14 protein-coding genes are annotated in these 12,936 nt (G+C 59.1%); 9 read left to right on the top strand and 5 right to left on the bottom strand.

Annotated elements, in window-relative coordinates; translation table 11 throughout:
- A complete protein-coding gene (locus EK22_RS12945; RefSeq protein WP_020158330.1) occupies nt 1-729 on the top strand; it encodes an LOG family protein in 729 nt (242 codons plus the stop codon).
- Between the two features lie 115 nt (nt 730-844).
- On the opposite strand, the gene EK22_RS12950 is transcribed toward EK22_RS12945, so the two are convergent.
- The 4 genes from EK22_RS12950 to hemL are packed head-to-tail and all read right to left on the bottom strand — an operon-like array spanning nt 845 to nt 4,204.
- Entirely contained in the window at nt 845-2,167 is a 1,323-nt protein-coding gene (locus tag EK22_RS12950) for a DNA recombination protein RmuC (RefSeq protein WP_036251550.1), read from the bottom strand.
- A gap of 3 nt (nt 2,168-2,170) precedes the next feature.
- Complete coding sequence (locus EK22_RS12955) at nt 2,171-2,509, bottom strand: nucleotidyltransferase domain-containing protein (protein WP_081917889.1); 339 nt, start codon at nt 2,507-2,509, stop codon at nt 2,171-2,173.
- Nucleotides 2,506-2,904, bottom strand: a complete 399-nt coding sequence (locus tag EK22_RS12960) for a nucleotidyltransferase substrate binding protein (RefSeq protein WP_036251552.1) — start codon at nt 2,902-2,904, stop codon at nt 2,506-2,508. The genes EK22_RS12955 and EK22_RS12960 overlap by 4 nt, the downstream gene beginning before the upstream one ends.
- 19 nt (nt 2,905-2,923) lie before the next feature.
- On the bottom strand, nt 2,924-4,204 hold the full coding sequence (hemL, locus tag EK22_RS12965; RefSeq protein ID WP_036251554.1) for a glutamate-1-semialdehyde 2,1-aminomutase: 1,281 nt from the start codon (nt 4,202-4,204) through the stop codon (nt 2,924-2,926).
- Nucleotides 4,205-4,600: 396 nt separating this feature from the next.
- On the opposite strand from hemL, the gene EK22_RS12975 reads away from it, so the two are divergent.
- Nucleotides 4,601-5,494: a lytic transglycosylase domain-containing protein gene (locus tag EK22_RS12975; RefSeq protein ID WP_036251559.1), complete on the top strand. Its 894-nt coding sequence runs from the start codon at nt 4,601-4,603 to the stop codon at nt 5,492-5,494.
- Nucleotides 5,495-5,645: 151 nt separating this feature from the next.
- The gene (locus EK22_RS12980) at nt 5,646-6,059 is read left to right on the top strand and encodes a CopD family protein (RefSeq protein WP_235209353.1); all 414 of its coding nucleotides are present in this window, start codon (nt 5,646-5,648) and stop codon (nt 6,057-6,059) included.
- A gap of 45 nt (nt 6,060-6,104) precedes the next feature.
- On the opposite strand, the gene EK22_RS12985 is transcribed toward EK22_RS12980, so the two are convergent.
- Entirely contained in the window at nt 6,105-6,557 is a 453-nt protein-coding gene (locus tag EK22_RS12985; protein ID WP_036251564.1) for a DUF2231 domain-containing protein, read from the bottom strand.
- A gap of 63 nt (nt 6,558-6,620) precedes the next feature.
- On the opposite strand from EK22_RS12985, the gene coxB reads away from it, so the two are divergent.
- The 6 genes from coxB (at nt 6,621) to EK22_RS13015 (ending at nt 12,909) form a co-directional block, all read left to right on the top strand.
- The gene (gene coxB, locus EK22_RS12990) at nt 6,621-7,295 is read left to right on the top strand and encodes a cytochrome c oxidase subunit II (RefSeq protein ID WP_036251566.1); all 675 of its coding nucleotides are present in this window, start codon (nt 6,621-6,623) and stop codon (nt 7,293-7,295) included.
- The gene (ctaD, locus tag EK22_RS12995; RefSeq protein WP_036251569.1) at nt 7,288-9,804 is read left to right on the top strand and encodes a cytochrome c oxidase subunit I; all 2,517 of its coding nucleotides are present in this window, start codon (nt 7,288-7,290) and stop codon (nt 9,802-9,804) included. The genes coxB and ctaD overlap by 8 nt, the downstream gene beginning before the upstream one ends.
- Nucleotides 9,804-10,154 (top strand): hypothetical protein, encoded by a 351-nt coding sequence (locus tag EK22_RS13000; protein ID WP_020158320.1) that lies wholly within the window; start codon nt 9,804-9,806, stop codon nt 10,152-10,154. Before ctaD ends, EK22_RS13000 begins: the two co-directional genes overlap by 1 nt.
- 72 nt (nt 10,155-10,226) lie before the next feature.
- The gene (locus EK22_RS13005; RefSeq protein ID WP_152565099.1) at nt 10,227-10,415 is read left to right on the top strand and encodes a hypothetical protein; all 189 of its coding nucleotides are present in this window, start codon (nt 10,227-10,229) and stop codon (nt 10,413-10,415) included.
- Nucleotides 10,416-10,508: 93 nt separating this feature from the next.
- Nucleotides 10,509-10,862 (top strand): BON domain-containing protein, encoded by a 354-nt coding sequence (locus EK22_RS13010; protein ID WP_020158318.1) that lies wholly within the window; start codon nt 10,509-10,511, stop codon nt 10,860-10,862.
- A gap of 58 nt (nt 10,863-10,920) precedes the next feature.
- The gene (locus tag EK22_RS13015; protein ID WP_051961890.1) at nt 10,921-12,909 is read left to right on the top strand and encodes a glycoside hydrolase family 15 protein; all 1,989 of its coding nucleotides are present in this window, start codon (nt 10,921-10,923) and stop codon (nt 12,907-12,909) included.
- Nucleotides 12,910-12,936 lie beyond the last annotated feature (27 nt).

Consider the following 12,936-nt stretch of genomic DNA (forward strand, 5'->3'; position numbering starts at 1 on the left):
ATGGATTGCTGGAAGAACCATTATGACGCCTCGGGCATTATCGAGGACATGAAAGGCGACCAGTCCTGGCGCATCTTCAGAATCATCAGCGAATTCACCGAAGGCTTCGACAGGCTGTCGGGCCTGTGCGATGCCGTGTCGATTTTCGGCTCGGCCCGTCTTGACCGGCATCATGCCTATTATCAAAAAACGGTCGAAATCGCCGAACTGCTGGCCAAGAACGATTTCGCCATTATCAGCGGCGGCGGCCCCGGCATCATGGAGGCGGCCAACAAGGGCGCGCATCTGCAAAAGCGCCACTCCATCGGCCTGAACATCAACCTGCCGATGGAGCAAAAACCGAATCCCTATCAGAACGTCGCGCTGGATTTCCGCTATTTTTTTGTGCGAAAAGTCATGTTCGTGCGCTATTCGATGGGTTACATCTGCATGCCCGGCGGTTTCGGCACGCTCGATGAGCTTTTTGAAGCGCTGACGCTGATGCAGACGCACAAAATATACCCGATGCCGCTGGTGCTGTTCGGCAGCGATTTCTGGGCCGGCCTGATCGACTGGATCAAAACGACGATGATCCAGTACGAGACCATTTCGCCGGAAGACCTGGACCTGATCAAGGTTACCGACGATCCGCAGGAAGTGCTGCAGGTCATGATCGAGCATCGGGCATGGAAAAGCCGGCAGCGCACGCTGTCCACGGAATCCAGGCTGGAGCCTGAAGAAGCGCTTTAACTGCCGTCGGTTCTACCGCCGGACGGGCAGGTCACCCGTTCCCAATGTTCGGCATGACTACAAACTCCGTTCCGCTGCCGCCGGTCAGTGAATCCGGTCTGGCGGCTGAAACGCATTAACGCTCGCCGGTTTCCAGCCCCGCCTGTTCGGTAATGCTTTTGGCAAACGGCTTTTTGACCTTAACGCCCAGATCGACGAAGCTGCCGGCCTGGCGGATCAGATTGCCGTTGCCGCGCGTCAATTTGTTCATGACGCTGTCATAGGTCGTGTTGACGGTGCTCAACTGCCGGCCCAGCTTATCCAGTTCTTCGACGAAGCCGCGGATCTTGTCATAAAGGATGCCGGCCTTGTCGGCGATGGCCCGGGCATTCTCGTTCTGGCGCTCGTAGCGCCAGATATTCTCGATCGTGCGCAAGGTTGCCAGCAGCGTGGTCGGCGTGATGATCACGATCTTGTGCTCAAGGGCGTCGGTGAACAGGCGCTCGTCGGCCTGGACCGCGGCAATGAAGGCCGGCTCGATCGGCATGAACAGCAGGACGAAATCCAGCGACCGCAGGCCTTTCAGGCCGGCGTAGTCTTTCCGACTCAGGCTTTTGATATGCTCGCGCACGGCTTCCGTGTGCTGTTTCAAGGCCTGCGTCCTTTCCTGCTCGTCCTCGCTGGCGCAGTAGCGCTCATAGGCCAGCAGCGATACCTTGGAGTCAATGATGATGTCCTTGTCCTCGGGCAGGCGGATGATGACATCGGGCTTGAACAGCCGGTTGTCCCCGTCCCGGAACGCGGCCTGGGTCTCATACTCGATGCCCTTGCGCAGCCCCGACTGTTCCAGCACCTTTTCCAGAATCATCTCACCCCAGTTGCCCTGGGCTTTCTTGTCGCCTTTCAGGGCGCGCGTCAGGTTCAATGCTTCCTGGTTCATCTGCGCCGTATCGCGCCGCAGCGAGACGATCTCTTCGCGCAGGGAAATGCGGTCCCTGTTTTCATTGTCGTAAACCGTTTCGATGCGCTGCCTGAATTCGCCCAGTTGCTCGCGCAGCGGCATCACGATGTGATCGAGACTGGCTTTATTGTGTTCGGAAAACTGTCGGCTGCGCTCGTCGAAGATTTTGCCGGCCAGGTTTTCGAACTGGGTTTTCAACCGGACTTCGGCATCCTGCAACAGCGCCAGTTTCTCGGCCGCATGCCGGGCCTGCTCGTCCATGCGCGCCTGCAACTGGGCATTTTGGGCCTGGGCCTGCATCAGGCGCTGCTGATACTGTTTCAATTCGGCGTCGCAGGCTTGGAGCTGCCTTAATTTTTCCCCGGCGACGGCGAGATCGGTCGACAGCCGTGTAACAAGCGCCTTGCTACGGCTATTGAACAGGTGCATCAGTAATGCGCCGATTAAAGCGCCGATCAAGGCAAATGCCCAGGCGGGTGTGTTAATTAACAGGTCCATCGTTCAGTTGTGGGAAAAACTATCATTCTTCTGAAGATAAGAGAAAAGCGGTGTGCCGATTCTATCGATGTGCTCAATCAGTGTCTGGTTCTCAATAGTTTCATAATGCACGACGTCAAAAAAATACGGCAAAGGCAATTCTTCGTTCAACAGAAAACTCAATCGGTGAATCGTTTCGCTGGAGACAGCCTTGCCTTTGATGGCCAGATCGATGTCGGATCCTTTTTTGTACGTTCCTTTGGCGCGAGAGCCGAAGATCAGCGCTTCATGAATTTCAGGAAACTGCTTGATCGCGCCCAGGATGAGCCGGATATCGGCTTGAGTCAGTCCTGCGTCCATCATTGCATTTCGGCTTTCATATAACGATACAATTGCTGCAAGGCCGGAAAATAAGATGACCTGATTTTGGCGACAACCGCCAGGGCCCTGTTTTCGTCATAAGTATGCGTGGCCAGATTCCTGTCGACCAAAACCTCCAGCCATAAATGGCCGTCATCGAGAATATTGGCCTGAAAAGCCTGCTTGATCGCTTCTCTGGGCGACACACAGGTAAAGCCTTGATATTCGAGATAATCCTTCATCAGCTTCCATGCCAGTTCGAAAGCCATTTCGCAGAACTGGATGATACCGCCGCGCTCGACTTCAGAAGGCGTTTTTATAACCAGAGCCCGCTCCAGCAACAAGAATGCTTTTTCATAATTCTGAAAGCGTTGCCGCCAGCGAATATCATCCGTCATGTTTATTTCCTGAACCGGTTTATAAGCGCCTGAAGATGGCCTCGGCGGTATCGAGCGTCTGGCTCAGGTCGTCGTCCGTATGCGCGATGGATACAAACCCAGCTTCAAACGCCGACGGCGCCAGATAAACGCCTTGCTCCAGCATGGCATGGAAGAAGCGTTTGAACAGGTTCTGGTCGCATTCCGTGGCCTGGGCGAAGCTCGTGACCTGCCCGGCTGCGGTGAAAAACAGCCCGAACATGCCGCCGACCGTATTGGTGGTCAGCGCGATGCCGGCCTGCTGCGCGCGCTGCTGAATGCCCGCCGTCAGTGTTTCGGTTTTGGCCGCCAGCTCCTCGAAGAAGCCGGGGCGCGAGATCAGCTCCAGCGTCTTCAGGCCGGCGGCCATCGCGACCGGGTTGCCGGACAAGGTGCCGGCCTGATAGACGGGGCCCAGCGGCGCCAGGCATTCCATGATCTTGCGCTTGCCGCCGAAGGCGCCGACCGGCATGCCGCCGCCGATGACCTTGCCCAGCGTCGTCAGGTCGGGGGTAATGCCGTACAGACCTTGCGCGCCGTGCAGGCCGACCCGGAAGCCGGTCATGACCTCATCGAAGATCAGCACGCTGCCGTACTGGTCGCAGACCTCGCGCAAAGTTTCCAGGAAGCCCGGCACCGGCGGGATGCAGTTCATGTTGCCGGCGACCGGCTCGACGATGATGCAGGCGATCTGCTCGCCGATATCGGCAAACAGTGTCTTGACCGCCTCGATGTTGTTATAGGCCAGGGTAATGGTGTTTTCGGCGAAGGCGGCCGGCACGCCCGGCGAGCTCGGTACGCCCAGCGTCAATGCGCCGGAGCCGGCCTTGACCAGCAGGGAGTCGGAATGGCCGTGATAGCAGCCCTCGAATTTGACGATCTTGTCGCGGCCGGTATAGCCGCGCGCCAGGCGGATCGCGCTCATGGTCGCTTCGGTGCCGGAGCTGACCATTCTGACCAGATCGATGGACGGCACCAGCTCGGTCACGCGCTGGGCCATAATTGTTTCGATTTCGGTCGGCGCGCCGAAGCTCAGGCCTTTCTCGACAGTCGTTTTGACCGCCGCAATCACTTCAGGATGGGCATGGCCCAGAATCATGGGGCCCCAGGAGCCGACGTAGTCGATATAGCGGTTGCCCTGGCTATCGTAAATATAAGCGCCACTGGCATGGTCGATGAATACGGGCGTGCCGCCTACGCCGCTGAAAGAGCGGACCGGCGAGTTCACGCCGCCCGGAATGACGCGTTTGGCATCGGAAAATAAAACAGCTGCTTCAGTCATAATTTTTTTGGTTAAGGTTAATTTTCAGTGCCGTACAGGATAGGGGAACTTGGCCTTGATGGGAAGAGGGAGGGCGGTTCACTGGCTAAATGCCTGAGCTTGTCTATGCTTAGGAACGTGAATTTTATAATTCCCGCAATCGGTCCATTAACCCGGATATTTGATGAAACCACAGAGAACACGAAGAACACGAAGAAAATCATGGCGTTATCATTTATCACCGATAACTTCATAAGCTCATCATGAAATATTTCTAAGTATTTGAATTGAAAAGCCTTCGTGTGCTCGATTGCTGTTCCAGACGCAATTCTACCGCCTCCATCCTTGGAGGCGTTCGTGTCCTTCGTGGTGAAATATTCAGGTTAAGGTAAGACTATCCCCACAGGTAACGTACTGATGATCAGATTTAACCGGGCCATGTGCGTCGCGCTATGGCTGGCGACTTGCGCGTGGCCCATACTGCCGGCTGAAGCCGTGGAGCTGGAACTTGAGCCGCCGGTCACGCGGCGTCTGCTGAGCGAAGGCGCCAAACTGGCGGAACACGCTTTCAAGCCGCTGGATTTGTGGCGGGCGGCAGGGCGTTATTGCCAGGCGGCAAGACTGGGCAGTACCGAGGCGCAGTATCAGCTGGGCATGTTGTACGCATTCGGCGAAGGCGTGCCCGAAAACCGCGCGCTGGCCGCCGCGCTGTTTTCCCTGGCCGGCCGGCAGGGTCATTATGAGGCGCAAGCCATGCTCGAAACCGTGCATCTGGTTTCATCCGAATTGCCCGCATGCATGACCGTTGAAGGCCGCCTGCCGGAGAAGCCTCGCGGTTACGGCTTATCGGCCGGTCAGCTCCTGGACCTTGAGAAAACCATCCGGCGCTTGCCGGCCGGCAAAAAATGGATAGTCAAACTGGTCAAAACGATGTCACCCTGGTACCAGATCGACGCGCGCCTGGCCTTGTCCATCATCAGCGTCGAATCCAACTTCGAACCGAAGGCGCGCTCGGCAAAAAACGCCATGGGGCTCATGCAGCTGATCCCCGGCACGGCGAACCGCTTCAATGTCAAGGACGCTTTCAACGCCACGCAAAATATCCGCGGTGGCCTGGCCTACTTGCGCTGGCTGCTGGCGCGCTATGAAGGCAATGTGGCGCTGGTCGCCGCCGGTTACAATGCCGGCGAGGGCGCGGTCGACCGCTACCGGGGCGTGCCGCCTTATCCTGAAACGCAGCAATATGTGAAAAAAGTATTGAGGCTTTACCGCCGTACGGAACACCCGTTCGATCCGAAATACGCCGAGTAACCGGCGGGGTATGCCGCGGTTAACGCGATACGTACGCTACCGCACAGACTGAACTATTCATTCCCTATAAGTTTCTGATAAACACCGAGTTAAGCCTGTTCAGCTCCGGAGCTGGCGGAGATGGGCTGCGATAATGGAAAGGGGAGGGATTGTGGTTTGGCTTTTGCTGTTACATATCTCCGCTGTTTTATGCTGGTGCGGCTCACTGCTCTATTTGCCCGCGCTGATCGCCGGCACGGCTTCCCGGCAGACGGCCATTGACGTGCAACGCCATCAGGCTGTGACCATCATGGTGTTCAGCCTGTTCGCGACGCCGGCCGCCTTAATCGCCATTGCTTCCGGCACAGCCGTTTTTATCACGGGCCGCATCGTTGAACCGTGGCTCATTCTAAAGCTCACGCTGGTCGCTGTACTGGTCGTGTGCCATGCCGTTGTCGGCTGGATGCTGCTGCGCACGCAGACGGCGCCCTACAAAACCGTGACGCTCCCTTGCGTGCTGCTGGGCGCCGCGGTTGCCCTGCTGATCCCGGCGATTGTCTGGATTGTATTGACTAAACCCTTTTAGGAGTCGGCGTTGCGATATCTGAAACTGAACCGGCAAAGCAGAGGATCAATGCTTGACATCGACCCCGACGGCATGTCCGTACACCATTTGCCCGCCCAGCAGGCTGGTAACGGTGATCAGCGCTGCCGTCAGCAACGACAGATACAAGCCCCAGGGATTGAAGCCGTTCGCGTCGTTAAAACGCAGCAGCCAGTTGAGCGAAGCCAGCGACAGTGTCATGACGGCCATCAACGCATGGCTCCAGGCGATGATCAGGTTGCGGATGCGCCGCACCAAGACCAGGTCGCCCAGTCCCGCCAGTCCCGCCAGCCAGCCGCCCAGGCTGCCCAGGCCTGCCAGCCACAGGCCGACGCGCGCCCAGAACGGGTCGGTGGTATAGACATAGGCCAGATCGGCGCCGACCAGTCCGAGCAGGAAGGCCACGGGAAAATGAATCAGCATCGGGTGAACCGGGTGTCCGGCGATGGACATGAGACTGCGGATAGGTTCATTCGTCATGACGGCCTCCCTTCGCGGTTGAAAGCGGAATCGTTAACGGTTAGTCTCAGTTTAGCTTTGCCAGTGCCCATCGGCATCATTTTTTTTCTGGGCGGCTGCAGCGGTCCGCAATCCTCGCTGGATCCGGCGGGACCGTCAGCGCTTGCCATAGCCGGGCTCTGGTGGGGCATGTTCGGTTTTTTCACGCTGGTGCTGGTGGCGGTCACGGCATTATGGCTGTATGCGATGTGGCGTCAGCCGAAGACGTATAGCGAAGGGCAGACCCGCCGGCTTTATCATCAATGGATCGTCGGCGGCGGCCTGATCCTGCCGATTATCACTATTGCCGTGCTGATCGGCTTCGGCATACCCCTGGGCTACCGCATGTTGCCGTTGCCGCTGGAAGAGCCGCCGCTGCGTATCGATGTAACAGGGCATCAGTGGTGGTGGGAAGTACGCTATCCCGAGTCCGGCGTCGCGGCAAAGAACGAACTGCACCTGCCGGCCGGCGTGCCGGTCGATATCCACGTGACCAGCAGCGATGTGATTCATTCGTTCTGGGTGCCGAGACTGGCCGGCAAAATCGACATGATTCCTGGCCACATCAATATCCTGCGTATTCAAGCCGACGCGCCGGGCCGTTTTCGCGGGCAGTGCGCGGAATTCTGCGGCAAGGGGCATGCCCGTATGGTGCTGGCGGTGGAGGCGCATACGCCGGAAGCATTCAAGGCCTGGCTGGAGGCACATCAGCATGAATGAATCTCACGGAAAAGACCGCGCCGCGCTCCATGACGAGTTCATGGCGGTCTGGGGCAATCCGAGCGGCTGGCGGGCATTGACGATCGTCAACCATACCGCGATCGGCATCCGCTTCATGGTCACGGGCGGGGTGTTCTTCCTGATCGGCGGACTGATGGCGATGCTGATGCGCACACAGCTGGCCTTGCCGGAGCAGACACTGATCGCCCCGAAACTCTATGATCAATTGTTTACCATGCACGGCACGGTCATGATGTTTTTGTTCGCGGTGCCGATATTGGAGGGGATGGCGCTCTATCTGGTGCCGAAAATGCTCGGCGCGCGCGACCTGCTGTTTCCGCGGCTCAGCGCTTTCGGCTACTTTTGTTATCTGTTCGGCAGCCTTATCCTGATGTCCAGCCTGGTGCTGGGCATCGCGCCGGCGGCCGGCTGGTTCATGTACACGCCGTTGAGCAATGCCGTTTACTCGCCAGGGCCGAACGCCGACTTCTGGCTGCTGGGAGTGACCTTTATCGAGATCTCGGCGGTGTCGGCCGGAGTCGAGCTGGTCGTGTCGATCCTGCGCAGCCGCACGTCCGGCATGGGGCTGCTGCACATGCCGCTGTATTGCTGGTACATACTGGTCATGGCGCTGATGATCGTGTTCGGCTTTCCGCCGCTGATCCTGGGCAGTATCCTGCTGGAGCTGGAACGCTCGGCCGGCCTGCCGTTCTTCGATGTCGCGCGCGGCGGCGATTCCATTCTCTGGCAGCATCTGTTCTGGCTGTTCGGCCATCCCGAGGTCTACATCATCTTCCTGCCGGCCGCGGGCATCGTGTCGACGCTGCTGCCGGTGTTCGCGCGCCGGTCTATCGTCGCTTACCAGTGGATCGTGCTGGCCGTCATCGCGACCGGCTTCATCAGCTTCGGTCTGTGGGTGCATCACATGTTTGCCATCGGCATTCCGAAACTGGCGCAGGCGTTCTTTTCGATGGCCAGCATGCTGATCGCGATTCCCACCGGCATCCAGATTTTCGCCTGGCTGGCGACGCTATGGACCGGGCGGCCGGTCTATCATGTGCCGATGCTCTGGCTGGTCGGGTTTCTGATTATCTTCGTGGCCGGCGGATTGACCGGCGTCATGCTGGCGCTGGTGCCGTTCAACTGGCAGGTGCACGACACCCATTTCGTGGTGGCGCACATGCATTATGTGTTGTTTGGCGGCATGCTGTTTCCGGTCATCGCGGGCCTGTACTACTGGCTGCCGCATTTTTCCGGACGCATGCCGTCCGACAAGCTTGCGCGCTGGGGGTTCTGGCTGACCTTTATCGGGTTCAATACCACGTTTCTGGTCATGCATCTGACCGGGCTGCTGGGCATGCCGCGGCGCGTTTACACCTATCCGGCGGGCTTGGGCTGGGACCTGCCCAACAGCCTCTCGTCGATAGGCGGCTTCATTACCGCCATGGGCATCGCGATGGTGCTGCTCGATATCGCCTTGCATTTCCGCTTCGGCCGGCCGGCCGGGACGAATCCGTGGCAGGCCGACACGCTGGAGTGGGCCACCGACATACCGCCCGAACCGTACAATTTCATCAGCCTGCCGGCCTATCCGATGCGGCATCCGATGTGGGATCAGCCGGACCTGCAGGCGACCGTTGCCGAAGGCCGCCATACCCTGCCGGAGATCGAACACGGCAGGCGCGAGACCTGGGGGTCGGACGCGGTGACCGGCAGGGTGCGGGACATCATCCATCTGCCCGGCAATTCCTGGCTGCCATTTTACGCGGCGCTGGCGTTGTCGGTGCTGTGCATCAGTCTGTTGATCCGGACCTATAGCCTGGCGCTGGTTGCGGTCGGAGTCAGCCTGGTGCTGCTGCTGCGCTGGTCCTGGGTAAACGGCGCGCATCCTCTGGCGGCGCCCGATGCCGAGGTCATGCCCGGCTACCCGCCCTTGCATTCCCGAACATTTGACAGCCCCGGTTTGTGGGGCATGGTCGTGACATTGCTGGCCGATGGCGCGCTGTTTCTGTCCCTGCTGTTCGGCTGGCTGTATCTGTGGACCGTGGCGCCGCACTGGCAGGTGCCCGAGACGGCGCCGCTGGCCTGGATGCCGTTGCTGATCAGCGGCGTCCTGTTGACCGTCGCCGTGATCTGTTACATCCGTGTCGTGCAGCGGCTGCGCGAGGGACTGGACAGTCATCTGCGCGGCTGGCTGTGGGGCATATCGGTGCTTGGCTTGCTGCACTGCGGCATGCTGATCTGGGCCTGGGCGGATTCGACGCTGGTCCCCACGCAAACCGCCCATGACGCCGTTATTTCGGTGATGCTGATGAACCAGCTGTTCCACAGCGGGCTTGCCGTGATCATGACCGTGCTGCAGGCCTGGCGCGTGGCTTGCGGTTATGTCGGCAAAGCCGCGCCCTACGAACTGGCGGTCGTGGAGCCCTGGTGGTTTTACACGGTCGTCATCTTCTGGGTCAGTTTCGCAGCCATCGTGCTGTTGCCTATCGCCTGGGGAGGTGCCTGATGATATCGCCTTACAATCCATTTCAGTTGGCTTTGGGGTTGGCTGTCTGGATCATCTGGTTTGCCTTGATGTACGGCGCCTTGTCGTATGCCTGCGAGGTGGCGCCGCCGCCGGCCGAGCATGGTCCTTTCACCTGGATCAATGTCGCGTTGCTGTTCAGTACCCTGGCGGTTACCGGGTTTCTGCTGTACTGGGCCTACGACTGCTGGCGCGCGGCCAGCGCCGGCGACAGGCGAAACGGTTCGTCACACCGGTTCATCGCCAGGCTGGGCATGGGCATCAATCTGATAGGCGCCATCGCGACGCTGAGCCTGGGGCTGATGGCGGTGCTGTTGCCGCCATGCCTGTGAATTGGCGCGGGCACATTTTTCAGATCCGGCAATCAGGACAGGTACGATAATGAATGAAACGAGATGCGCCTTATGTTCGACATCGAACTGACGGTGGCTGGTTTGGAGGCTAATGTTGTTATACAGCTGGATGATGCCCAATCTTTAAGCCAGAGCCTGTCTTCTGCCGTAATACCTGATCCTTCGGGGTTCGGTTGGTTTTTACGTCTGGAGGATGCTGTCAGCCAAGCCAGAGTGGCGCACGCTTGCCCGGCGACATAATACCGTTTCGCCTCATAAGCATGTGCTTTTCGATATCCGGGTATCCATCATGCTAGACCGTTGTCATTTAATCATTACATCAGGAGGTTCGTTATGAAATCATTCAAACATTGCCCTGCTTTTTTCCTGGCGCTGGTATTGACCTCAACAGTCGGTTACGGAACCGCGATAGCCGGGGAAAGGCTGGATATCGCGGCCGGAGGCGGCGAATATACTGCCGGCGAATATGTTGACGATGCCATGATCACCACCAAGGTCAAGGCGGCCATAGTCAATGATGCCAGACTGAGTGCCTTTGACATCAATGTCGAAACCAATCAGGGCGTCGTGCAATTAAACGGCTTCGTGGACTCTCAGGCGGATATCAATGAAGCGGCCGAGGTTGCCCAGCGCGTCGAAGGCGTCAAGTCCGTGGAAAATAACCTGCAACTTAAAAGTGCGCAGTAAAAACAGGCCCGATGGCGAATAAGGTGATGCCGTTGCGGCTGAAGGCGGGGACGGCAGTATGACGGAAGAACAAGACTGTCGTTCCCCTTACGCGCCTATCCGCGATTACGCGCTGATCGGCGACTGCCATGGCTCGGCCCTGGTGGCGCGCGACGGCAGCATCGACTGGTGCTCGCTGGTCAGGTTTGACGCCGATCCGGTTTTTTGCCGGATACTGGATGCAGGCAAGGGCGGATATTTTCAAATCAGCGCCGACGAACCGGCCGAAAGCACACGGGCCTATATCTATGATACGGCTATTTTGCAGACCTGCTTTACAGCCGCATCCGGGTCGGTGCGGGTCACGGACTTCATGCCCGTGGGTCGCCGGCCCGATGCCGGCGAGCACGATTATGTTTCGCTCAGGGCGCCATACTGGCTCGTCCGCCTGCTGGACTGTGTGGACGGCGCGGTTGACGTCCGGGTCCGCTATCGACCTTCGGTGGAGTTCGCCAGAGCGCCGGCCCGGCTGGTAAAAACCGGCAGCGGGATCAGCGTGCCGGAAGGGCCGGCCCTGTTTGCCCCGGATGTGGCGTTTTCCCTGAAAGGCGACGTGGCGGAAGCCGGGTTTCCGGTACAGCAAGGGGAGCGGTACTGCTTTGTGGTCATGGCCGAACCGGACGAGGACGGGCCTTTCATGACGAAAACCCTGGTTGATGACGTTTTCCGGACCACCCAGGCGTTCTGGCGGGAGTGGGCGCTGGACTGCCATTACCGTGGCCCTTATCAGGAGGCCGTGCTCAGAAGCGCGCTGACCCTGAAACTGTTGACCTATGCGCCCACCGGCGCCATCGTGGCCGCGCCGACCTGTTCGCTGCCCGAAGCGATCGGCGGCGAGCGCAACTGGGACTATCGTTACTGCTGGCTCCGTGACGCGACCTTCACGCTTTATGCCTTGACCGTGCTCGGTTACAGTGGCGAGGCGCGGCGCTTCTCGGACTTTCTCTACGAGGAATGCAAGGGCGCCGGCGCCGGCAACGTCATCCAGATCATGTACGGCATCAACGGCGAGACGACGCTGACCGAAACGCTGTTCGACCATCTGGAAGGCTACCGCAAGAGCCGGCCCGTGCGCAACGGCAACGCGGCCTACGATCAGGAGCAGCTCGATGCCTACGGCGAGGTGATCGCGTGGGCCTATCTGTACCAGTCGCTGGGCGGGCAGTTTGGCCGGCGGGAACGGGAAACGCTGGTGCTTTTGGCCGATTACATCAAGGATCATTGGCAGGAAGGCGGCCAGAGCATTTGGGAGATACGCGGACCTCCGCGGCATTATGTCTACGGCAAAATCATGTGCTGGGTGGCGCTGGACAATGCCGAACGCCTGTTCGGGGTTCGCGAGGGCTGGACTTCGGCACGCGAGCAGATCCTGGAAGCCATCGAAGCGCATGGCTTGGAACCCGGCAAGCGCTACCTTCGGCAAGCGTTTGACCATCCGGCGACCGATGCCTCGTTGCTGCTGGCGTCGCTGGTCGGCTTCCCGCTCGGCGAGAACGTGCTGCAAGCGACGATCGAGCAGATCCGGCAGGAACTGGGGCGGGGCGATTTCCTGCACCGCTATAAGCGGCATGACTATCTGGCCGGCCAGGAAGGGGCTTTTTTAATCTGCAGTTTCTGGCTGGTCGACGCGCTTCTGGTCGCGGATCGGTACCCGGAAGCGAAGGCGCTGTATGAGCGTCTGTTGAATAAAGCCAATGATGTCGGACTGTTCTCGGAAGAGATTGATCCTGATACCGGCGAGTTCCTGGGCAATTTTTCCCAGGCCTTCACCCATCTGGCGCTGATCAACAATGCCGCCCATCTGGCGCTGTTCAGTAAAGAAGGCGCGCCCGCAATGCAAGGGACGCGCGCGGACCGCATCCATCGGGTTATCGAAATCATGACAGGTTTTCAGGCGCACTGGGCCATGCTGAAAGAGACTGGCCGGAAAGGCGCGTTCCGGCCGACTTCGGCATCGAAGCTGGAGTTAGGGCATCGGGATCGCCGCCCGGACGATTCAGGGGCGTAATCGAGCAAGCCGCCATTATCGCGGCTT

The organism is Methylobacter sp. BBA5.1, assembly GCF_000746145.1.
GTDB lineage: Bacteria > Pseudomonadota > Gammaproteobacteria > Methylococcales > Methylomonadaceae > Methylobacter > Methylobacter marinus.